Genomic DNA, 20,765 nt, shown 5'->3' with positions numbered 1-20,765 from the left:
AATGAAAAAAGCCATGGCAGTGATGCCATGGCTTTTGCGTGTCAGGTCAGCCGCGCTCGGGTGGCACCGACGACAATTCGAACGGGCTGCTGCTGCGTCGCTGGTTGCGGTCTTCCCGTGGCGTGGCGCCGAAGAAGTTGCGGTAGGCGCTGGAGAAGTGCGGCCCCGAGGAGAAACCGCAGGACAGGCCGATCTGGATGATCGACTTGCTGGTCTGCATCAACATCTGCCGGGCCTTGTTCAGGCGCAGCTCCAGGTAGTACTGGCTCGGCACACGGTTGAGGTATTGCTTGAAGATCCGCTCCAACTGGCGACGGGACACGCACACATGCTGGGCGATTTCGTCGGTGGTCAGCGGCTCTTCGATGTTGGCCTCCATCAGCAACACGGCCTGGGTGAGCTTCGGATGGCTGGAGCCGAGGCGGTTCTGCAACGGAATGCGCTGACGCTCACCGCCCTCGCGGATGCGCTCCACCACCAGCTCTTCAGAGACTGCACCAGCCAGTTCGGCGCCGTGATCCCGGGCCAGCACCGCCAGCAGCAGATCCAGCACCGACATGCCGCCGCACGCGCTCAGGCGATCGCGATCCCAGTCGAACAGATGGCTGGTGGCGATGACTTTCGGGAAGCGCTCGGCGAAATCGTCCTGCCAGCGCCAGTGAACGGCGGCGCGATAACCGTCGAGCAGACCGAGTTGCGCCAACGGATACACACCGGCCGACAAACCACCGATCACACACCCGGCACGCACCACTTGCTTGAGCGCGCTGCTGAGGGCTGGCGCCAGGGTGGCCGGCGGCTCATCGGCGAGCAGAAACAGCTTCTGAAAGTTTTCCAGCTTGCCGGCCCAGGGCTCGCCGGGCAGTTGCCACTCGCCTTCGCTCGGCGGCTCGGCCTGCAGGAACGACAACTCGTAGACCACATCCGGATGCACCCGCTGAGCAACACGCAAGGCCTCCTCCGCCAGCGCCAGCGTCAAGGCTTTAGTGCTGGGCCAAATCAGGAAACCAATTCGATGGGCAGTCATGGCGGGCGATCCGAAACATAAACAGAGGAAAAAACCGAAAACGGCTGCAACCAAATTAGACCATCTGGCGCGCTGCGCAGCATGACCTAATTTGGTGCATAACGGGAGCGTTTACTTGAGGCTGCCCGAGAGGAATTGTTGCAGACGTTCCGATTGCGGATTGACCAGCACTTCGCGCGGGTTGCCGCTCTCTTCCACCACGCCTTTGTGCAGGAACACCAACTGGTTCGACACTTCACGGGCGAAGCCCATTTCGTGGGTCACCACCACCATGGTGCGGCCTTCCTGGGCCAGGGCCTGCATGACTTTCAGCACGTCGCCGACCAATTCAGGGTCGAGGGCCGACGTCGGCTCGTCGAACAGCATCACTTCCGGCTCCATCGCCAGCGCACGGGCAATCGCCACACGCTGTTGCTCGCCACCGGACATGTGGCCGGGGAACGCGTCCTTACGATGGGCCACGCCAACCTTGTTCAGGTAGTGCTCGGCTTTCTCGCGGGCTTCGGCCTTGGACACACCCAGCACGTGAACCGGCGCTTCCATGATGTTTTCCAGCGCGGTCATGTGCGACCACAGGTTGAAGTGCTGGAACACCATCGACAGGCGCGAACGCATGCGTTGCAGCTGTTTCGGATCGGCAGCCTTCAGCGCGCCGTCCTTGTTCGCCACCAGTTTCAGCTCTTCGTTGTTGAGCAGGATCTTGCCCGCGTGCGGCTGCTCCAGCAGGTTGATGCAACGCAGGAAGGTACTTTTGCCGGAGCCACTGGAGCCGATGATGCTGATCACATCGCCGGCTGCCGCTTTCAGGGACACGCCCTTGAGCACTTCGTGACTGCCATAGCGTTTATGCAGGTCTTGGACTTCAAGTTTGTACATGCGGTCGGTTCTCACAAAAACAGTCAGTCAGTCGTTGAGCAAGCGCCCGTGACGCAGCGCTTCGCGCCCCGCCACCTTGGCCAGCCAGAAACCGGGTTGGGCATAGCGCAGCCGTTCAATGGCAAACAGCACCCCGGACGTACCAGCACATACCGTGCTGACCCGATCGGATACAGGATCGATCACTTCAAAAATCTCGGCGCCGGCCTCGACCCATTCGCCGGGCTTGCGCAAAAAGCTCACCACGCCGGGGTGCGGCGCCAGCAGCAATTCGGTGCCCTCGAACGGCATGCCTTCGCAGGGTTCGTGCGCCGGGTTCGGCCACTCGCCGCTGATCAGGCCTTGTTCGGCGAGGAACGCCAGAATGCCCTCGGCCCAGGCCTCGGCATCGGCGCGGTCGGTATCGGCCTGACCACCCAGCTCAATGGTAGTCGCCAGGCAGGCCAGCGGAATCTGCGCGTCCGGAAACAGCCGCGACAGACGCAGCCACGGCAACGAACAGGCTTCGTCGAAGGAGCTGCCGCCGGAGTCTTCCGCCAGCAGGCCAACCTTCACATCCAGATGTGCAGCCAGCGAACGCCATTGCGGCCAGTGCTGCGGCAACGCGTACATGTGCAGCGCGGCTTCGGCATCGCAATGCAGGTCCAGCACCACATCGGCGGTGCAGGCATGACTGAGCAGCACCCGCTGCATGCCTTGCAACTGGCTGCTCGCCTCGGGCAATGCCGCCAGATGCGCGGCCATCGTCTGACGGATCAGCGCAATGTTGGCATGCGGATCGTCGCCCAACCGGCCTTGCAGTTCGGCGGCCACTGGCGCGCTGAGCTCGACGAAATCACGGTTGAAATTCTTGCCGCTGCCAGCCTCGAAACGGCCCTGGTGATTGCCTTGCAGCAACTGCCCCAGACCCAACGGGTTGGCCACCGGCACCAGTTCGATCACGCCGTTGAGCCGGCCTTGGGCTTCGAGTTCGCCGAGGCGTTTTTTCAGTTCCCAGGCGGTGCGCATGCCCGGCAGCTCATCGGCGTGCAGGCTGGCCTGGATGTAGGCCTTGCGCTCGCCACTACCGAAGCGGAATACCGAGATTCGGCGCTCGCTGCCCAGGTGGCTCCACGGCAAAACGTGGTCGATGCGTTCCATATCAGTGCTTCCGTGGGGCCAGGTAGCTCAGCCAGCGACGCTCGGCCAGCTTGAACAGGCGCACCAGAATGAAGGTCAGGCACAGGTAGAACACGCCGGCGGTGATGTACGCCTCGAACGGCAGATAGAACTGCGCGTTGACGGTGCGGGCCGCGCCGGTGATGTCGATCAGAGTCACGATGGACGCCAGACTGGTGGTCTGCAGCATCATGATCACTTCGTTGCTGTATTGCGGCAGCGCTCGGCGCAGGGCCGACGGCAGCAGGATGCGCTTGTACATCTTGACCCGCGACATGCCCATGGCCTTGGCCGCTTCGATCTCGCCGTTCGGCGTGGCCTTGAGGCTGCCGGCGATGATTTCGGCGGTGTAGGCGCTGGTATTGATCGCGAACGCCAGGCACGCACAGAACGTTGCGCTGGACAGCCACGGCCAGAGGAAGCTCTCGCGCACGGCTTCGAACTGGGCCAGACCGTAATAGATCAGGAACAGTTGCACCAGCATCGGCGTGCCGCGAATCACGTAGGTGTAGAGCCACGCGGCACCATTGACCACGGTGTTCTTCGAGACGCGCATCAGGCCCAGCGGCAACGCCGCCAGCAGACCGAAAAACAGCGACAGCGCGAGCAGTTTGAGGGTGGTCACCAGGCCGCCGAGGTACAGCGGCAGGGCCTCCCAAATGACGTTGTAGTCGAAGATCATAGATCAGCCGCCCTTACGCCTACCGAGTAGCGCTTCTCAAGGTGACGCAGTGCCAGCAACGAAACACTGGTGATGACCAGGTACATCGCCGCCACTGCAAGGAAGAAGGTGAAAGGCTCGCGGGTGGCATCGGCCGCCTGCTTGGCCTTGAACATCATATCTTGCAGACCGACCACGGAAATCAGCGCGGTGGCCTTGGTCAGTACCAGCCAGTTGTTGGTGAAGCCGGGGATCGCCAGACGAATCATCTGCGGCACCATCACCCGGAAGAACACCTGGAAACTGCTCATGCCGTAGGCCATGCCGGCTTCAGCCTGGCCTTTCGGGATCGCCATGAACGCGCCACGGAAAGTTTCCGACAGGTACGCACCGAAAATGAAACCGAGGGTGCCGATACCGGCGGCCAGCGGGTTGAGGTCGATGTATTCGTCATAACCGAGCATCGGCGCGACGCGGTTGAGCATGTCCTGGCCGCCGTAGAAGATCAGCAGGATCAGCACCAGATCGGGAATCCCGCGAATCACCGTCGCGTACAGGTCGCCCAGCCAGGCCAGCCAGCGCACCGGCGACAGGCGCAGCGCGACACCGATCAGCCCGAGAACGATGGCCAGAGCCATGGACGACAAGGCGAGCTGAAGCGTCAGCCATACGCCATCGAGGATGACAGCCCCGTAGCCTTTCAACATGATTCAGGTCCTCGAAAGTTGGGATGAAAAAATGGCGCAAACCGCAGAGATCCTGTTGCTTGCGCCATTTCTGACTTGTCGCTGCGACGTGTTACTTGCCGTAGATATCGAAGTCGAAGTACTTGTCCTGGATAGCCTTGTACTTGCCGTTCTCGCGGATGGCCGCGATGGCAGTGTTGATCTTGTCTTTCAGGGCGTCGCCCTTGCGAACCGCGATGCCTACGCCGTCGCCGAAGTATTTGACGTCGGTGAAGGCCGGGCCGACGAACGCGAAGCCTTTGCCGGCGTCGGTTTTCAGGAAGCCGTCATTCAACAGCGTAGCGTCAGCCACGGTGCCGTCGAGGCGGCCGGCGGCCACGTCGAGGTAGATTTCGTTCTGCGAGCCGTATGGCTTGATCTCGGCACCCAGCGGGGCCAGGACTTCGCGGGCGAAACGCTCGTGGATCGAGCCACGCTGCACGCCGATGTTCTTGCCTTTCAGCTCGGTCAGGCCTTCGCTGACTGCGGTGCCTTCCTTCATGACCAGACGGGCCGGGGTGTTGTAGTACTTGTTGGTGAAGTCCACGGACTTCTTGCGGTCTTCAGTGATCGACATGGACGACAGGATCGCGTCGATCTTGCGCACTTTCAGGGCCGGGATCAGACCGTCGAACTCTTGCTCGACCCACTGGCACTTGACCTTCATTTCTTCACACAGGGCGTTGCCGATGTCGTAGTCGAAACCGACGATGCTGCCGTCCGGGGCTTTGGAAGCGAATGGAGGGTAAGCCGCTTCGATACCGATCTTCAGGGGCTTCTCATCCGCGAAGGATGGCAGGGACAGCACGGACAGTGCCAGGGCGCCAAGCAGCACGAGTTTCTTCATCTTGGAACTCCATCGGTAAAGGGCAAAAACGGCAGAGTGAGCGACAGCCCAATATGCGAATGGGTGGAACTGAAAAGCGTTGCTGCGTCCGTAGGATTTTTCCCGTTGAAACCGGATGCGATTTCAACACGAGCCACGGCGAGCGAGTGATCGGCATTCTAACGACAGGCCCGAAGCCGATATTTCTTCAATGCGACAACTAATTACAGATGCATCGAGAAACCCGCTTGAGCACATTGACAGCCCTGCAATTTCATGCAAGAGCAAAAGACAGTGAACCGATCTACGCTGCAAATTGCGGGCCTATTATTCGCAAACCCTTCTAATCCGGCAAGCGCGGGGTGATGTCTTATTTTTCACAGGGATTTTCCCGGCCCCGAAACAGGGCGCGACGTTTCCCATCGCCCCGTTGCGCAGCGGGCGGTTACACATTCAGTTACTTGAAGGCTGACAGGTAACAGCGAGAAAGGTCTGACGGGCGAAACCGATAATTATTGGAAAACAAAAAGCCCCGTCCGGCGTGATGCCGGACGGGGCTTTTCAGGCTGCAGACCCGCTGCTTACGCGACGTTCATGGTCTTGTGCGTATCGATCAGATGCTGCACCACACCCGGATCGGCCAGGGTGGAAATGTCGCCCAGGCCTTCGTACTCCGCCGTGGCGATCTTGCGCAGGATGCGGCGCATGATCTTGCCCGAACGGGTCTTCGGCAGCCCCGGTGCCCACTGGATCACGTCCGGCGAAGCAATCGGGCCGATCTCCTTGCGCACCCAGTTCTTCAGCTCCAGACGCAGTTGCTCGGTCGGCTCCTCGCCATTCTTCAGGGTGACGTAGACATAAATGCCCTGTCCCTTGATGTCGTGCGGCACACCCACCACCGCCGCTTCGGCGACTTTCGGGTGGGCGACCATCGCGCTTTCGATCTCGGCGGTGCCCATGCGGTGGCCGGAAACGTTGAGCACGTCGTCCACGCGCCCGGTGATCCAGTAGTAGCCATCGGCATCCCGGCGCGCGCCGTCACCGGTGAAGTACATGCCACGGAAAGTCTTGAAGTAGGTGTCGACGAAGCGGTCATGGTCGCCGTACAGCGTGCGCGCCTGGCCCGGCCACGAATCGAGAATCACCAGATTGCCCTCGGCCTCGCCCTCGATGATGTTGCCGAGGTTGTCGACCAGTGCCGGCACCACGCCGAAGAACGGACGCGCCGCCGAACCCGGTTTCAGCGCATGCGCGCCCGGCAACGGGCTCATCATGTTGCCGCCGGTTTCGGTCTGCCACCAGGTATCGACGATCGGGCAACGGGACTTGCCGACATTCTTGTAATACCAGTCCCAGGCTTCCGGGTTGATCGGCTCGCCCACCGAACCGAGCAGGCGCAGGCTGCTGCCATCGGCACCTTCAACGGCGGCAGTGCCGGAGGCCATCATGGCGCGGATCGCGGTCGGTGCGGTGTAGAGGATGTTGACCTTGTGCTTGTCGACGATCTTCGCCACCCGGGTGATGTCCGGATAGTTCGGCACGCCTTCGAACAGCAGCGTGGTCGCGCCGTTGGCCAGTGGCCCGTAGACAATATAAGAGTGCCCCGTGACCCAGCCGACGTCGGCGGTGCACCAGTAAATTTCGCCCGGACGGTAGTCGAACACGCGCTCGTGGGTCATCGCCGCGTACAACAGGTAGCCGCCGGTGGTGTGCTGCACGCCCTTCGGCTTGCCGGTGGAGCCGGAGGTATAAAGGATGAACAGCGCTTCTTCGGCGCCCATCTCTTTTGGCGCGCAAACGGTGCCCGCCACTTTCATCAGGTCTTCGTACCAGATGTCGCGATGCTGGTTCCACTTGATGTCGCCACCGGTGCGCTTGCATACGATGACTTTCTGGATGCTGCTGGTTTCCGGGTTGGTCAGGGCGTCGTCGACGTTGGCCTTGAGGGAAATCTTCTTGCCGGCGCGGATGCCTTCGTCAGCGGTGATCACCACTTTCGAGCGGCAGTCGATGATGCGACCGGCCAGGGCTTCCGGCGAGAAACCACCGAACACCACCGAGTGAATCGCGCCGATCCGGGTGCAGGCCAGCATGGCGACCACGGCTTCGGGGATCATCGGCATATAGATGGTGACCACGTCACCCCGGTGCACGTCCTGACCGCGCAGGGCGTTGGCGAACTTGCACACTTGTTCATGCAGTTCGCGATAAGTGATGTTGCGGCTTTCGGCAGGATCGTCACCTTCCCAGATGATCGCGATCTGGTCGCCACGCTCGGCCAGATGGCGGTCGAGGCAGTTGTAGGAAACGTTCAGGGTGCCATCGGCAAACCATTTGATATCGACATGGTGATCGTCGAACGACGTCTGCTTCACCGTGGTGAAAGGCTTGATCCAGTCGAGGCGCTTGGCCTGCTCGCGCCAGAAGCCGTCAGGGTTGACGACCGACTGCTGGTACATGGCTTTGTAGGTCGCCTCGTCGGTCAGCGTATTGGCTGCTACCTCGGGACGAACGGGATACAGGGAAGCCGCACTCATCTTTCCTACCTCGGTGTAATAGTTGTTTTTGTATGACCCTGTTGTAGCCGGGGCGACCGTATAGAACCATTCGACGATGGTAGTAACAAGCCCCTGCAAAACGTGGGCATACCCGCCAGCCCCAACATCCACGGCCCCGCCGGCACTGGCGAAGCGGCGTTTTTTCATTCTGCGGCGCGATTGTTACCAAATCTGCCAAAGGTGTTTATCAAAACCACGGCTGTTTACCCCTCCCCCGCCTCCCTAAAATTCACCTCGCCGACAAGGCAAAGCGATTAACAACGTTACAGCCCCCACGAAGGCCGTTAATCCAGCGCTCCAAGTAATGAATCAAAGCAATGAAGTTCCACACGCAACCCCAAAAAGGTTGCGTGACCCCACTCGACCTCAAGAAGGTAACTTTGAAATGAAAGCTTTATTGGTTCTGGCCCTCAGCAGTCTGTGCGCAACCGCCATGGCAGACGAGGTCCCGACTGATGTCGCACAGCAACAACCGGCCATCGAGGAATACACTTACTCCACTCATCTGGACATCGCCAAAGTTGTATCCATGAGCGAAGTACCCAATGTCTGCGAAGTGGTTCCGATGAAAATGGAGTACGACGACTCCACCGGCCAGCGTCACATCCTGCGTTACAGCATCATGGGCAACGGCTGCACCAATTGATGATTCAGACTGCACCGAATCGATCATTTCAGCGCCTCGCTGAGCGTCGATTCCAGCCCGGCTTCGGTCGGGCTCAGTTGTGTCTAGAGACGTAAAAAAGGATTGCGAAACACAACATGTAGTGAAAATGGTGTTTTTTTGATCGTTTCTTGAACAATCGTCGCCCGGCAGAAAAATAATTGAAAAAAAATCCCGCACAGCCAATCTCGATCAAAGCCCTGTAAACCCTCGCTCCGACTGAAATCACCCTCCCGTTTCACGCACCTGCGCCGATTCGCCTCCCCCCACAAGCATATTTTTTTCCCTATAATGCCGCCCTAATCGGGTCAGCAATATTCCCTTACAGGGATCAACAGCCAATCTGAAGCCCCGCAGCAGCGTCCAACGCTGATTGCGCCCATCAGAGGCTCTCGGAACCCCGTACAAAATCCATGTTTATTGCCTGCGTCGCATCGCTGCAAAAAACGCTATCCAACGCGGCCAGTACGGCCGTGTGAAAAACCAACCATCAGGTTTCACACGGGCATCTGGCCCTCACGCAGGAGACGACACGTCATGCTGAGCTGGGACGAATTCGACAAAGAAGACAGTGAAGAAGCCGTAGTGAAAGGCGCCAACGCCGGCCACGCCGCTGAAGCCAACATGGACCGCCTCGACAGCGCCGGCGGTGCCGCCGCCCTCGAAGCCCGCGCCGTGACCGCCGAAGACTCGGCCGCTGTGGCCCGCGCCAAGGCTGCACTGGATTCGCTCGACGTCGCCGAAGGCCTCGCCGAACTCGAAGGCTCTGCCGCCCGTGTCGCCGTTGACGAAAAGCGCATGATCAACTGCCGCGCCGACCTCAACCAGCTCGTGCCCTTCAAGTACGACTGGGCCTGGCAGAAATATCTGGACGGCTGCGCAAACCACTGGATGCCGCAAGAAGTCAACATGACCGCCGACATCGCCCTCTGGAAAAACCCGGAAGGCCTGACCGACGACGAGCGCCGCATCGTGATGCGCAACCTCGGCTTCTTCTCCACCGCCGACTCCCTGGTAGCCAACAACCTGGCCCTGGCCGTGTACCGCTTGATCACCAACCCGGAATGCCGCCAGTACATCCTGCGCCAGGCCTTCGAAGAGGCGATCCACACCCACGCCTACCAGTACTGCATCGAATCGCTGGGTATGGATGAAGGCGAAATCTTCAACATGTACCACGAGATCCCGTCGGTCGCGAAAAAGGCCGCCTGGGGCCTCAAATACACCCGCGCCATCTCCGACCCGGAATTCAACACCGGCACCGTCGAAACCGACAAAGAGCTGCTGCGCAACCTGATCGCCTACTACTGCGTCCTGGAAGGCATCTTCTTCTATTGCGGCTTCACCCAGATCCTCTCCATGGGCCGCCGCAACAAAATGACCGGCGTCGCCGAGCAGTTCCAGTACATCCTGCGCGACGAATCCATGCACCTGAACTTCGGCATCGACGTGATCAACCAGATCAAAATCGAAAACCCGCACCTGTGGGATGCCGAAATGAAGGAAGAAGCCTCTCAGATGATCCTGCAAGGCACTCAACTGGAAATCGAATACGCCCGCGACACCATGCCTCGCGGCGTACTGGGCATGAACGCGGCGATGATGGAGGACTATCTGAAGTTCATCGCTAACCGTCGTTTGTCGCAGATCGGCTTGAAGGAAGAGTATCCAGGGACGACTAACCCGTTCCCTTGGATGAGCGAGATTATGGACTTGAAGAAGGAGAAGAACTTCTTTGAGACTCGCGTGATCGAGTACCAAACTGGTGGTGCTCTGAGCTGGGACTAATCGTCTCGCTCGCCACGATTTGACGATTGCCTTTTGAGTCGTCGAATTGAGAAAGTAAAAAGCCCCGATTTGATCGGGGCTTTTTAGTGGGCGATGAATAATCCTTTTAACCCCTACGCCACAGCAAAAAATCTCCTACAGAACGCGCAGCCTCTTCCGCATTGCTGCTCGATATCCGCACCTCTAAGCTCTATCGCAGGTGCCTAAGAAACGCCCAACGTAGAAAGCTTGGCCAATGACACAAACGCACGATCATTCTGATGATTGATCCGCGTAGCGTGTGGTTGCCCCGCTCGTTGGGATTTCTTAAGTCCACTCTACGTTGGAGCCGGCCCTCCAAAAATTCAAACGTAGAGGTCATCGATATGCCAGAAGCAACGTTTCACACCGGCACCAAAATATGGAAGTCGGTCGTGTCTGATCCATTTTCTATAACAGTTTTCTCTCGCCACAATCTGGCCCTTCATGCTGTTCTAATCGAAAACCAAGCATGGTTCTGCGCTCGCGATATTGGCCGATTGATGGGCGTACATCTGAGTGATCGAATGATCAACAAACTGGACAACGATCAACACCGCTTGTTGTGGATCGAGTACTACCGACAACCTGAAAAGCAACTGATGCTCAGCGAATCCGGCGTATATGCATTGTTGGTGTATCACTACATCCCCGAGAATCGTTTGCTACGTGAGTGGTTGACCAATCAGGTAGTAACTGCTTTGCGAGATGCTGATCCTTCGGAGAGCTCAGATCGACCAACATTGAGCCTGTTGAACTGGCCAGAGATGTCGTTGAGTCTGCTGCATTGGCAGGATGAAGGCTGGATTCGGCTGCGGGATATGCCGTGTTTGTTACACGGTCAGACACAGCAGAGAACGCTGATGGTTCAACCGTGGTGGCGGAAGATCGCGCAAATACTACAGTCATCGACGCGGTCGATTGGCTAGAACTCCAGAAAATGCACGCACTCGCTAAATTGTCGCCAATCACGACTCGACTTTCGCAAAAATCGTAAAGGCAACTTAGTAAATCCGAGGGTTTTCAACCCTCGGCATTCGAATAAGTAGGGAAAAAGACGAAGCAATGGGGCAACGCTAAAAACTCAGCCTGCGATTGGGCATAGCTACAATTAATCAGCGTTCGATTACTTCCAACCGCTGCTTTAGCCTCTCATTCACCAATGCTCCGTGCACTCCAGAATGAATTTCCCGGTGGCAGCTTGGACACACGGCCCCCACATAACGTGGATGGTCTAACCCGCCATCGGAGACCCGGTTTACATGATGCGGTTCCAAGTAGGGTGTGCCATCTTTTTTCATAAAGGGAGCAGGCCGCTCACAACTCTCGCATACTCCTTGGGCGCGCATCTGCACATAGTGTGCAACCTTTCGGCTGCGCTGATAGATCTTACGCGGAGCAGATTGTGCTAAATCATCACTGGTTGGCTTGCATGCAGCTAGTGCAGCCAGACGCGCGGCTGCTAGAGAGGCTGGGAGGTCAGTTTTGTCCTCATCCTCTGCTTCAACCTCGATCACTCCATTCGGAATCCCGACGGGAACTAACCGAAAAACAATCGCCGTCCGAGCGGCGCCGCTCACATCCGGTTGGGTACGCTCAAACATGTCGGCACAAGAAAACTCGCCCACATAAACGTAGCCATTTCCTTTACCAAGTGACCTGAACATATGCAGAGCTCGGCCATCCTCCGCATGCTCAGCAATGGCTCGGTTTCCACGAGTCAAAGTCATCGGTCCGCGCTGTCCTTCGCCGGTGTAAAGGTATGCCCCGTCATCGTCCCAATCGTCAGCGTACCCATATTGCTCACCGCTATCGCCCGTGAACAAAAAGATCACCGGGTAGGTAGTGGATCCTGCAATACCATTTTGTCTGCTTCCGCCAAATGGTCCGTTGATCTCGGTTTTTCGGTCGTAAACCGCCTTAGGTACGAACTGCAATATAGGCTTGCCTTCCCCACGCGGTAATTCAACAACGGTGAAGCCTCGCCTTTCTAGGTAGCTGTTGGTCGGATGCCCCCCGGAAAAAGCTCCTACAGCAATACCAGTTGCCAATGAAACGATTTTCTTTGCCGGATACAGTTCGCCACCCGCGTGAACAGCATAGCGATGAGCTTGGTTATTTTCCCAACCGTGCCACTCGCGCTTGCTCCGAAATTTATGATCAAACTCCAGCATCGCTTTGCTTATTCGTTCCTTCGAAACTGCTTTGATCACCACGAATGCTGCCCTTTATCGACTATGGATGTAGGAAAATTCCTATAATCCCCAAAGTACAAAAGGGTTTCAATACGTAACAGGGCGAAAAGCCACTATTTATAATCCCCCACACGTGCGGCATAACTTGCCTCCCGCTATTAATCCCCCACTCAAGGACCCGAGCCCCACCATGAAATTCGACCTCGCCTACTGCCTCGGCCTCGACGACAAGTTGTCGATCTATGACGTTCGCGATCTGAATTTCGATGAGACGGTGGCGTTCGATTCCGCGAAAGAGCACTTCCAGTGCCCCAACGATGCCTGTCGCTCGGCATTCGAGGCGTCCAACGAGTTGGGCACGTTCAACGCCAAGAATGTGAATTACGTGCGCACCCCGCATTTCAAAAACCTGCCCACTACGCAGCATGTGGCGGGCTGTCCGTATGTGAGTTTGAAGACTCCGGGGTCGGGCGTTGAGGCGTCTGATGGTGAGGGGGATGGCGGGCCGGAGGAGCATTTCCCGTCGGAGTTGTTGCTGACTCGGCGTGAGTATGTGCGCAAGCCTGCGGCGCCCAATGTGGAAGCGGATGTGTTGCGCGATGATCCGGTTCGGGTCGCTGGGGTAAGTGCTAAAGAGTCGGCGAGCCGTGAGACGGCGCCGGACAAGACCAGTGTCTTCGCCCACCCGGTGGAGTGTTTTGTGTCGAACTTCGCCGACAAGGAATTGCTCAAGCGCATGCCGTTGAAGGTCGGCGAGCACACGGCGCCTTATGGCTCGTTTTTCAAGAAGATCGAGTATCTGCTGGATAACAAGGGGCTGATTTACTGGGGCAAGATCAAGGAGATCAAGGATTACACCCAGAGTTTTCGCATCGATTTCGAGCAGAAGGTCTGGTTCAAGCAGGCGGATGAGGCGAAGAAGAAGCCGTATTCGGTGAACGTCTATTTGAGCAAGAAGCTGATCGACAACTACCGCAAGCGCAAGGCGTTTCTCGAAGAGATCAAGCACGCGATCGACAGCGATAAAGAGTTGTTCTGTTTCTTCTACGGCGTGACGCCGGAGTTGAAGCAAGTGCCGAGCAAGAAAAACCCCGAACAGACGTTCGGGGTGTTCAGTGTGAATATCGAGAACCTCGACCACTTCATTGTGCGCGAGGCACCGGGGCTGGCGTGACGCTTAGTTCTGCGGCAGTTGCAGTTTGACCGCGCCGGGATGCTGTTTGACCACCGAATACGGCAGGATCGACCAGTCCGGCGAATCGCACGAGCGTTGTACGCGGGCGAAGTAAGGGCCCAGGTACAAGCCTTTCGCGGTGAAGTGCCAGGACGAATAACCCCAGATGCTTTCATCGGTGAAGTCGCAGTCGTCTTCCTGAGTCGGCTTCTTCATTTCTTCGGGGTACAACGCGGTGAATTGTTTGATCAGCCACGGCACCAGGACTTCGCGCTGATAAGTCGAGCGCGCGGCACTTTCGCTTTCGTTCAACGGTTTGTCTCCCAGGCTGTCGCGCTCGGCATGGAGCAGCGGCTGTCCTTTGCCGACCCACAGCACATCTTCGAGCGACAACGGGTGGCCGGTGTTGACGTCGATGTTGAGCGGCGAATCGCCGAAGTCCGGGTGCGCGCCGCCGCAGTAATAACTGGTGGAGATGTTCAGGCTGACCACCGCTGGCGAAATCAGCTTGGGTTCCGCCTGTTGCATGAACTCGACGTTTTCCCCGCCCATCAACTGACAACCGTGATAGCTGATGACCTCGCTCCACAAGCGCCCGAGCAACTGCTGATTGACCCGTTGCAGGTCATCTTTCGGTAGACCGGATTCCACGCTGAACAAAGAAATCTTCGAGTCCGGCTCCGTCCACCATTGCAGGGTGTAGCCCATGAAGTCCTGCTTCTTCAGCGGTTTGAGCTTGAGCCCCTGGACACGCAAATATTCGTACGGATCGCTGGCCGGCAGCGCGGCAATAAAAGGCAGCGCATTGGATGACGGCGCGGCAAGTTTGGCTTCAGACAGTTGTACGGCGAGCTTCTTGCCCTGCGGACTTTGCCACTCGCCCTGCCAGCCATCGGCGGTTTCTTCCAGCTTCAAGGTCGGCAGCGGTTTGTCGTCGCCATAACGATTGTTGCCTTCAACCAGGGTCAGCGTGCTGTCCAGCAACGCGCCACTGAGGGGCAGGTCACGATGGTACTTCTCGTAGAAGTAACGGCCGGTCACTTCGTCCTGCTGTGCGGTATTGAGTTCGACGACGATCGGCGTTTTGCCCAAGGTGCCGGTGAATACGCGCTTGCCCTCGTCGGCGTGAGCGGTGGAAATCAGAGAGCACAACACAGCGGCGCAGGGTGCGAGGCGCATCAGTCCCTTGAGCATTGATCGATCCTTGAATGGAGTGGGGGCAGCGTCGGGGCATGAAAACCGACGCTGGGAAATTCGGGGCGGATTATGACTGCACTGCATGAAGGAATCGAGGCTCGACTCCAACGCGATAAACGGAGACCAGACCAGCCGCAATGGAACGCTGATGGATTTGCTGCTGCACGAATTGGCGCGCAGTGCGCCGTTGCCCTTGCATATCCCCCTTCCGTCTGACGGAAAATTACTGGGAGCGGTGTCAGAAGTTTCTGTATCAGCCGAATGCCCACTTGCCACCCCTGCAATGGACGGTTGACTTACACGTAAGCTTACGCACCTTCAACAGACCGTTCCGACAGCAAACCGGCCTGAGTTTCAGCCAATGGCGCCAGCGAGCCTGCGTGGTACAGGCGCTGGCACGGCTGGCGGCGGGGGAAGCCGTGACGCGAATCGCCCTGGATTTCGGCGACGAAAGCCCGGCGGCATTCTCGACCATGTCCCGCCGCATCCTCGGTCAGGCACCGTCCGTCTGGTTGAAGGCGGCGAAGCAGGGCAAATCAAAAAATGCGTTTGATCCCGGCCAAAAACAACTGTACAAAAACACAGTACATTTTCCATCAGCACTCTCGAGCCCGGAGCACACCATGGCCTCTTTAGCGATGAACCTCATTCTCGAACGTATCGCCCTCTTCCAGTTCACCCCGACCCATTGCGTGCAGGCCCGGGTAATGCTCGGCTGGAGCGTCGAGCAGCTGTCGCGGGAGGCGGAGGTATCGGTAGACGACATTCAGCGGTTTGAAGCGCAGCAAGACGTGGCGGACGCGACACGGTTGGCGCTGGCCTATCGGTTTGAGGCACAGGGGTTGGTGTTCTTCCCGGGGTTTGCGCCGGGGCGCAGTGCGAGTTTGAAGGGGGTGACAACGGAGAGTGTGGAGCGTGGGGATTTTGCGATGGCTGAATGAAGGCTCAAGGACATGATCAAAATTGAAGAAAGCGAACGTGATGTTTATCAGTCTTTAGAACTTGCCGATGCCGAGGATATGCGAGGTAAATCGGAACGCGTTAGCCAACTGGCCGAGCTCATCAAAACGCTTGGCACCTGTGAAGCAGAGGCAGCACGCAAGCTTGAGCTTTCTTTGGTAAAGCTGAAAGAGATCCTTCGTGGCAAGTTTCGAGAGGTGCCGATAATCACGATTGAGCACTACATTAATCGGTTGTCGGGAACCGGCGACGGAAGTGACCTGATTCGCTCCGCAGAGCGAATCAGGTCAAAGCCTCAAGCGCTCTGAACAACAACCTCACCCTCCCCTTCAACCGCCAGCCACCACGTACTCCCCCGCTGCGGTTGCGCCAGGTTGAAGGCCTCGCCCATTTGCGGGGTGGTGATGGAGACGCTGCGCTCCCAGGCCAGGGCGAGGATGCGGTCGAAAGGTTCGTGCCAGGCGTGCATGGCCAGGTCGAAGGTGCCGTTGTGGATCGGGAAGAGCCAGCGACCCTTGAGGTCGATGTGGGCTTGCAGGGTTTCTTCGGGCTGCATGTGAACGTGGGGCCATTCGACGTTGTAGGCGCCGGTTTCCATCAGGGTCAGGTCGAACGGGCCGTATTGTTCGCCGATGCGTTTGAAGCCGTTGAAGTAGCCGCTGTCGCCGCTGAAGAAGATGCGCTTGTCGCCGTCGATCATCACCCAGGACGCCCACAGGGTAGCGTTGCTGTCGAACAGGCCACGCCCTGAAAAGTGTTGCGACGGGGTGGCGACGAAGCGGATGCCGGCGACTTCGGTGCCTTGCCACCAGTCGAACTGGCGGACTTTGTCGGCGTCGATGCCCCATTTGACCAGGGTGTCGCCGACGCCCAGCGGGGTCAGGAAGACGTTGGTCTTGGCCGCGAGTTTGAGCACGGCCTCGTAGTCGAGATGGTCGTAGTGGTTGTGCGACAGGATCACCGCTTCGATCGGTGGCAACTCATCGATGCTGATCGGCGGCTGGTGGAAGCGTTTCGGGCCGGCCCATTGCACCGGAGAAGCGCGCTCGGCGAACACCGGGTCAGTGATCCAGAATTTGTCCTGCATCTTCAGCAGCAGGGTCGAGTGACCAAGGCGGTAGACGCTGTGGTTGGGCGCCGCCAGCAGGTCTTCGCGGGTCAGGGGCTGCACCGGGATGGCCCCTGCGGGGCGGGTGTTGTGGGGTTTGTGGAAGATCATGTTCCACATGATTCGTAGCATCTTGCGTACGCCTTCCCGTTGCACCGGGGCATGGTTGCGGAACAGTCCCTGATCCTGCCGGGACGCTTCAGGCGTGGATGCCGCGTTTGTCGAGTCGTGATTCGCGGAGGAAATTGAATTGGCCATGAATGAATGACTCCAGAAAAACCGAACAATTCACGGTTTTCCACGGTGGGACGATAAAGGGCCAAGGCACGCACGCATCAGCCGGACATCTGGTTTTAGGGTGCACCGATTAAGACAACATTACACTGATCGGTGTAGTTTCTAGGTTGCATCAAACCGGATGACAAGTAAACTGCCGAGTGTAATTTCCTCTTTTTTCTGCCGAATCGAATTTATGACAGCTCCACAGCGCCTCACCGACCGTAAACGCGAAGCCATCATTCAGGCGGCCATCACCGAGTTTCGCGCCAACGGTTTCGACATCACCAGCATGGACAGGATTGCGGCGACCGCCGGGGTATCGAAGCGCACCGTTTACAACCATTTCCCGAGTAAAGAGGAGCTGTTCGCCGAAATTCTCGGCCAGTTGTGGGCACGGATCAGCACCGAGCAATCATTGGCCTATCAACCTGAGCAACCTTTGCGCGACCAACTGCGCCAGATCCTGCTGGCCAAATTGCAGCTGATGGCCGACGAAAACTTTCTCAACCTGGCGCGGGTTGCCATCGCCGCCACCATTCACTCCCCGGAGCGCGCGCAGAACATGGTGGCGCGCATGCGCGAACGCGAAGAAAGCGTGACTGTGTGGATCCGCGCCGCCCAGACCGCTGGCCGACTCAAACCGGTCGACCCGGAATTCGCCGCGCATCAGGTACAAGGTCTGCTGAAAGCCTTCGCCTTCTGGCCACAGATTTCCATGGGCCAACCCACCCTCGACAGCGCCACGCAAAGCACCGTGGTCGAGGCCGCGCTGGACATGTTTCTGGCCTGCTACCAGCTCTAGACCGGGACTGCGCGAGCCTTTATCCCGGTTAAATGGCTCACAAGGACACTGAATATTCCCGCTGGAATAAATGACAATGTCTGCCAATTGGCCGACGACCGGTCAGTCAGAGTTTTACACTGCAAAGTGTTTCAGAATGAATCTGGCGCAGAACATCATGGAAAACCAACGCGGCAAAGGCTTGTCATTCGCCAGGCGCATCTACCTTCCACGGGCCATTGGCCTGGGCATTGGCATGTTCAGTGTCGGTGCCGCGCTGTACCCGTTGAACCCGCCGGCCTGGCTCTGGGCTCTGTTGCTGTTCAATGGTCTGGCCTGGCCTCATGTGGCCTATCAGGTGTCGACCCGCTCGGCATTTCCCTATCGCGCCGAACGCCGCAACCTGCTGTATGACTCGGTCTTCGGTGGTTTCTGGGCCGCGAGCTTTCAATTCAATCCGCTGACCACCGTCACCATCCTGTCGATGATGACCATGAACAACGTGGCGGCCGGCGGTCAGCGACTGTGCATGCTTGGCGCCCTCGCTCAGCTGATTGGCGTGCTGCTGGGCTGGTCGATTTTCGGGGTGAAGTTCAGCCTCACCACCACACCGATTCAGGTCTGGGCATGCCTGCCCATGCTGACGCTCTACCCGCTGGCCCTGGGCATGGTCTGTTACCGTCTGGCGATAAAACTCGGGGAACACAAACGCACCCTCAGCGCCCTCAGTCGCACCGACAGCCTGACCGGTCTGCTCAACCACGGCGCCTGGAAAGACCTGCTGCACCTGAAATTCCAGCAATGCCACGAGCACAACAGCCAGGCCACACTGGCGCTGATCGACATCGATCATTTCAAGGTGATCAACGACAGTTACGGCCATATCGTCGGCGACACGGTACTGCGCCAGCTGAGCCGTGAACTGAAATCCCTGCTGGACCAGCGTGATCTGGCCGGCCGCTATGGCGGCGACGAATTCTGCGTGATCCTGCCCAACCTGCCGTTGACCAAGGCCGAAGCATTGATGGAGCAACTGCGCCAGGCCCTGCACCAATACCGCCACCCCGATGTACCCGAATTACGGGTCAGCCTGAGCATCGGACTGGCGCGCTATCAACGCGCTTACCCCGACGCACTCGACTGGCTGGACGATGCCGACAAAGCGTTGTATACCGCCAAACACACGGGCCGTAACACAATCAGCGTAGCGTTGGGCCATTCCAGCGTCTGACAAAACTTGTACAAAAGCTGTCGCATACGCTTTCTTGTACATGAACAAACAGTTTGTATAAGATCTGCTCGCCAACCAGGATGCTGGCATTATGCAGTCCACGTCGAACGCCATCCACGTTCGGCCTGCCAGTGCGGGAACAGGGACAACACCTCAAGCCCTATTTCCGGAGCGCAGCCAAGATGTTCTTCAACCGTCACCAGTCCGCCCTCGACGACCTGCAACAGACCGTCGCCCAGCAAGCCAGCCTGCTCGATGCCATTGACCGCTCCATGGCGGTGATTGAATTCGATCTCGATGCGGTGGTGCTGCGTGCCAACGACAACTTCCTGAAGACCATGGGTTACACCGCCGAACAGGTGATCGGTCAGTCCCATCGCCGCTTCTGTACGCCGGAGGTTTCCCGCAGCAGCCAGTACAGCGAGCTGTGGTCACGATTGAAAAACGGCCAGTTCCAGTCCGGCACTTTCGAACGCGTCGACAGCCAGGGCCGGCCGATCTGGCTCGAAGCCAGTTACAACCCGATCAAGGACACCTCGGGCCGCGTGGTGAAAGTGGTCAAGTACGCAATGGATGTCACCGCCAAGGTGCAGCAGGAAAGCGAAGCCAACGCCAAGCTGCAGGCGATCGACCGTGCCATGGCCGTGATCGAATTCGATCTCGACGGCAACATTCTTACGGCCAACCAGAATTTTCTGACGCGCATGGGTTACACCCTGGCCGAACTCAAGGGTAAACATCACCGCTTGTTCTGCACCCCGGAACTGGTCAACAGCAGCGCCTATCAGGATTTCTGGCGCCGACTGAATCAGGGCGAGTTGTTCCAGGGCCAGTTCGAACGCGTGGACAAACACGGGCGCACGGTATGGCTGGAGGCCAATTACAACCCGGTCTACGACGCCTCGGGCCGGTTGAGCAAAGTGGTGAAATTCGCCTCGGACGTCACTGCCAGGGTCGAGCAGCACGAGCAGGATGCGCGTAGCGCCAGCGCCGCTTATCACATCTCGGTGGCGACCCGGAAAGTCGCCGAACAAGGCACTCAAGTGATCCAGCAGGCAGCCAGCGAAATGCGCGAGATCGCCGATGACATCGCCGAATCTTCAACCCTGATCGCACAACTCGGTGAGCGCTCCGAACAGATCACCGCCATCGTCAACACCATCCGCTCGATTGCCGATCAGACCAATCTGCTGGCGCTCAACGCCGCCATCGAGGCAGCTCGTGCCGGTGAACAGGGACGCGGCTTTGCCGTGGTGGCGGACGAAGTTCGGCAACTGGCGGCGCGCACCAGCGGTTCGACGGCGGAGATTTCCAACATGATCGGTCTGATCCAGAGCGAAACCCGTCAGGCGATCAAAAGCATGGACGGCACCCGTGGCCGGGCGGCACAGGGGGTGGAACTGGCGGATCAGGCGGGGACGGTGATTTTGCAGATTCGTGATGGCGCCGGTGAAGCGGTTGAGGCGGTGAGCATGTTTGCCAATGAGCGGGCGCCGGGGTGATGCCCGGTTAACGGGGGGATCAAATTTGTGTCGGGCC

19 protein-coding genes and 1 pseudogene are annotated in these 20,765 nt (G+C 58.4%); 10 read left to right on the top strand and 10 right to left on the bottom strand.

Going from position 1 to position 20,765, the window contains the following annotated elements:
* Positions 1–46 precede the first annotated feature (46 nt).
* From argR to acs, 7 genes are all read right to left on the bottom strand, one after another.
* Positions 47–1,027, bottom strand: a complete 981-nt coding sequence (argR, locus tag KVQ74_RS20320; protein ID WP_217832941.1) for a transcriptional regulator ArgR — start codon at positions 1,025–1,027, stop codon at positions 47–49.
* Positions 1,028–1,138: 111 nt separating this feature from the next.
* Positions 1,139–1,903, bottom strand: a complete 765-nt coding sequence (locus KVQ74_RS20315) for an ABC transporter ATP-binding protein (protein WP_003227281.1) — start codon at positions 1,901–1,903, stop codon at positions 1,139–1,141.
* Positions 1,904–1,930: 27 nt separating this feature from the next.
* Complete coding sequence (locus KVQ74_RS20310; RefSeq protein WP_217832940.1) at positions 1,931–3,043, bottom strand: M14 family metallopeptidase; 1,113 nt, start codon at positions 3,041–3,043, stop codon at positions 1,931–1,933.
* A gap of 1 nt (position 3,044) precedes the next feature.
* Positions 3,045–3,743, bottom strand: a complete 699-nt coding sequence (locus KVQ74_RS20305) for an ABC transporter permease (RefSeq protein ID WP_217832939.1) — start codon at positions 3,741–3,743, stop codon at positions 3,045–3,047.
* Complete coding sequence (locus KVQ74_RS20300) at positions 3,740–4,429, bottom strand: ABC transporter permease (RefSeq protein ID WP_217832938.1); 690 nt, start codon at positions 4,427–4,429, stop codon at positions 3,740–3,742. Before KVQ74_RS20300 ends, KVQ74_RS20305 begins: the two co-directional genes overlap by 4 nt.
* Before the next feature lie 91 nt (positions 4,430–4,520).
* Complete coding sequence (locus KVQ74_RS20295; RefSeq protein WP_217832937.1) at positions 4,521–5,294, bottom strand: ABC transporter substrate-binding protein; 774 nt, start codon at positions 5,292–5,294, stop codon at positions 4,521–4,523.
* A 560-nt stretch (positions 5,295–5,854) separates the two neighbouring features.
* A complete protein-coding gene (gene acs, locus KVQ74_RS20290; RefSeq protein WP_217832936.1) occupies positions 5,855–7,810 on the bottom strand; it encodes an acetate--CoA ligase in 1,956 nt (651 codons plus the stop codon).
* Between the two features lie 406 nt (positions 7,811–8,216).
* On the opposite strand from acs, the gene KVQ74_RS20285 reads away from it, so the two are divergent.
* The 3 genes from KVQ74_RS20285 (at position 8,217) to KVQ74_RS20275 (ending at position 11,230) form a co-directional block, all read left to right on the top strand.
* On the top strand, positions 8,217–8,477 hold the full coding sequence (locus KVQ74_RS20285; RefSeq protein ID WP_007951066.1) for a DUF2790 domain-containing protein: 261 nt from the start codon (positions 8,217–8,219) through the stop codon (positions 8,475–8,477).
* Positions 8,478–9,032: 555 nt separating this feature from the next.
* Positions 9,033–10,283, top strand: a complete 1,251-nt coding sequence (locus tag KVQ74_RS20280) for a ribonucleotide-diphosphate reductase subunit beta (protein WP_217832935.1) — start codon at positions 9,033–9,035, stop codon at positions 10,281–10,283.
* A 365-nt stretch (positions 10,284–10,648) separates the two neighbouring features.
* The gene (locus KVQ74_RS20275; RefSeq protein WP_225930115.1) at positions 10,649–11,230 is read left to right on the top strand and encodes a BRO-N domain-containing protein; all 582 of its coding nucleotides are present in this window, start codon (positions 10,649–10,651) and stop codon (positions 11,228–11,230) included.
* 186 nt (positions 11,231–11,416) lie between these two features.
* Here the strand turns inward: KVQ74_RS20275 and KVQ74_RS20270 are convergent, their stop codons facing one another.
* On the bottom strand, positions 11,417–12,517 hold the full coding sequence (locus KVQ74_RS20270) for an HNH endonuclease (RefSeq protein WP_217832934.1): 1,101 nt from the start codon (positions 12,515–12,517) through the stop codon (positions 11,417–11,419).
* A 169-nt stretch (positions 12,518–12,686) separates the two neighbouring features.
* On the opposite strand from KVQ74_RS20270, the gene KVQ74_RS20265 reads away from it, so the two are divergent.
* Entirely contained in the window at positions 12,687–13,670 is a 984-nt protein-coding gene (locus KVQ74_RS20265; RefSeq protein WP_217832933.1) for a hypothetical protein, read from the top strand.
* Between the two features lie 3 nt (positions 13,671–13,673).
* Here KVQ74_RS20265 and KVQ74_RS20260 read toward each other — a convergent pair whose 3' ends face one another.
* Positions 13,674–14,864 (bottom strand): hypothetical protein, encoded by a 1,191-nt coding sequence (locus KVQ74_RS20260; protein WP_217832932.1) that lies wholly within the window; start codon positions 14,862–14,864, stop codon positions 13,674–13,676.
* A 136-nt stretch (positions 14,865–15,000) separates the two neighbouring features.
* Here KVQ74_RS20260 and KVQ74_RS20255 point away from each other — a divergent pair.
* The 3 genes and pseudogenes from KVQ74_RS20255 to KVQ74_RS20245 all read left to right on the top strand — a co-directional run.
* Positions 15,001–15,394: pseudogene (locus KVQ74_RS20255) on the top strand (helix-turn-helix domain-containing protein); the annotation flags it as partial.
* 96 nt (positions 15,395–15,490) lie between these two features.
* Positions 15,491–15,808, top strand: coding sequence for a helix-turn-helix domain-containing protein (locus KVQ74_RS20250; RefSeq protein WP_217832964.1), 318 nt, complete (start codon positions 15,491–15,493; stop codon positions 15,806–15,808).
* Between the two features lie 12 nt (positions 15,809–15,820).
* Positions 15,821–16,135: an XRE family transcriptional regulator gene (locus KVQ74_RS20245; RefSeq protein WP_217832931.1), complete on the top strand. Its 315-nt coding sequence runs from the start codon at positions 15,821–15,823 to the stop codon at positions 16,133–16,135.
* On the opposite strand, the gene KVQ74_RS20240 is transcribed toward KVQ74_RS20245, so the two are convergent.
* On the bottom strand, positions 16,123–17,193 hold the full coding sequence (locus tag KVQ74_RS20240; protein ID WP_217832930.1) for an MBL fold metallo-hydrolase: 1,071 nt from the start codon (positions 17,191–17,193) through the stop codon (positions 16,123–16,125). The genes KVQ74_RS20245 and KVQ74_RS20240 overlap by 13 nt on opposite strands.
* Before the next feature lie 214 nt (positions 17,194–17,407).
* On the opposite strand from KVQ74_RS20240, the gene KVQ74_RS20235 reads away from it, so the two are divergent.
* The 3 genes from KVQ74_RS20235 to KVQ74_RS20225 all read left to right on the top strand — a co-directional run bounded on the left by KVQ74_RS20235 (position 17,408) and on the right by KVQ74_RS20225 (position 20,728).
* Complete coding sequence (locus KVQ74_RS20235) at positions 17,408–18,016, top strand: TetR/AcrR family transcriptional regulator (RefSeq protein WP_217832929.1); 609 nt, start codon at positions 17,408–17,410, stop codon at positions 18,014–18,016.
* A gap of 157 nt (positions 18,017–18,173) precedes the next feature.
* A complete protein-coding gene (locus KVQ74_RS20230) occupies positions 18,174–19,226 on the top strand; it encodes a diguanylate cyclase (protein ID WP_217832963.1) in 1,053 nt (350 codons plus the stop codon).
* 182 nt (positions 19,227–19,408) lie between these two features.
* Positions 19,409–20,728, top strand: a complete 1,320-nt coding sequence (locus KVQ74_RS20225) for a methyl-accepting chemotaxis protein (protein ID WP_217832928.1) — start codon at positions 19,409–19,411, stop codon at positions 20,726–20,728.
* Positions 20,729–20,765 lie beyond the last annotated feature (37 nt).

Origin of the sequence: Pseudomonas botevensis, assembly GCF_019145475.1 — a bacterium.
Taxonomy (GTDB): Bacteria; Pseudomonadota; Gammaproteobacteria; order Pseudomonadales; family Pseudomonadaceae; genus Aquipseudomonas; species Aquipseudomonas botevensis.
Note: the sequence above shows the minus strand (reverse complement) of the source record. Positions and strands in the feature narration are given on the sequence as shown.

Coding starts and splice junctions, on each gene's coding strand:
- KVQ74_RS20225 (WP_217832928.1), top strand. CDS start 19,409: ATGTTCTTCAACCGTCACCAGTCCGCCCTCGACGACCTGCAACAGACC.
- argR (WP_217832941.1), bottom strand. CDS start 1,027: ATGACTGCCCATCGAATTGGTTTCCTGATTTGGCCCAGCACTAAAGCC.
- KVQ74_RS20295 (WP_217832937.1), bottom strand. CDS start 5,294: ATGAAGAAACTCGTGCTGCTTGGCGCCCTGGCACTGTCCGTGCTGTCC.
- KVQ74_RS20275 (WP_225930115.1), top strand. CDS start 10,649: ATGCCAGAAGCAACGTTTCACACCGGCACCAAAATATGGAAGTCGGTC.
- KVQ74_RS20265 (WP_217832933.1), top strand. CDS start 12,687: ATGAAATTCGACCTCGCCTACTGCCTCGGCCTCGACGACAAGTTGTCG.
- KVQ74_RS20305 (WP_217832939.1), bottom strand. CDS start 3,743: ATGATCTTCGACTACAACGTCATTTGGGAGGCCCTGCCGCTGTACCTC.
- KVQ74_RS20315 (WP_003227281.1), bottom strand. CDS start 1,903: ATGTACAAACTTGAAGTCCAAGACCTGCATAAACGCTATGGCAGTCAC.
- KVQ74_RS20230 (WP_217832963.1), top strand. CDS start 18,174: ATGGAAAACCAACGCGGCAAAGGCTTGTCATTCGCCAGGCGCATCTAC.
- KVQ74_RS20250 (WP_217832964.1), top strand. CDS start 15,491: ATGGCCTCTTTAGCGATGAACCTCATTCTCGAACGTATCGCCCTCTTC.
- KVQ74_RS20235 (WP_217832929.1), top strand. CDS start 17,408: ATGACAGCTCCACAGCGCCTCACCGACCGTAAACGCGAAGCCATCATT.
- KVQ74_RS20245 (WP_217832931.1), top strand. CDS start 15,821: ATGATCAAAATTGAAGAAAGCGAACGTGATGTTTATCAGTCTTTAGAA.
- KVQ74_RS20260 (WP_217832932.1), bottom strand. CDS start 14,864: ATGCTCAAGGGACTGATGCGCCTCGCACCCTGCGCCGCTGTGTTGTGC.
- KVQ74_RS20280 (WP_217832935.1), top strand. CDS start 9,033: ATGCTGAGCTGGGACGAATTCGACAAAGAAGACAGTGAAGAAGCCGTA.
- KVQ74_RS20285 (WP_007951066.1), top strand. CDS start 8,217: ATGAAAGCTTTATTGGTTCTGGCCCTCAGCAGTCTGTGCGCAACCGCC.
- acs (WP_217832936.1), bottom strand. CDS start 7,810: ATGAGTGCGGCTTCCCTGTATCCCGTTCGTCCCGAGGTAGCAGCCAAT.
- KVQ74_RS20240 (WP_217832930.1), bottom strand. CDS start 17,193: ATGGCCAATTCAATTTCCTCCGCGAATCACGACTCGACAAACGCGGCA.
- KVQ74_RS20300 (WP_217832938.1), bottom strand. CDS start 4,429: ATGTTGAAAGGCTACGGGGCTGTCATCCTCGATGGCGTATGGCTGACG.
- KVQ74_RS20310 (WP_217832940.1), bottom strand. CDS start 3,043: ATGGAACGCATCGACCACGTTTTGCCGTGGAGCCACCTGGGCAGCGAG.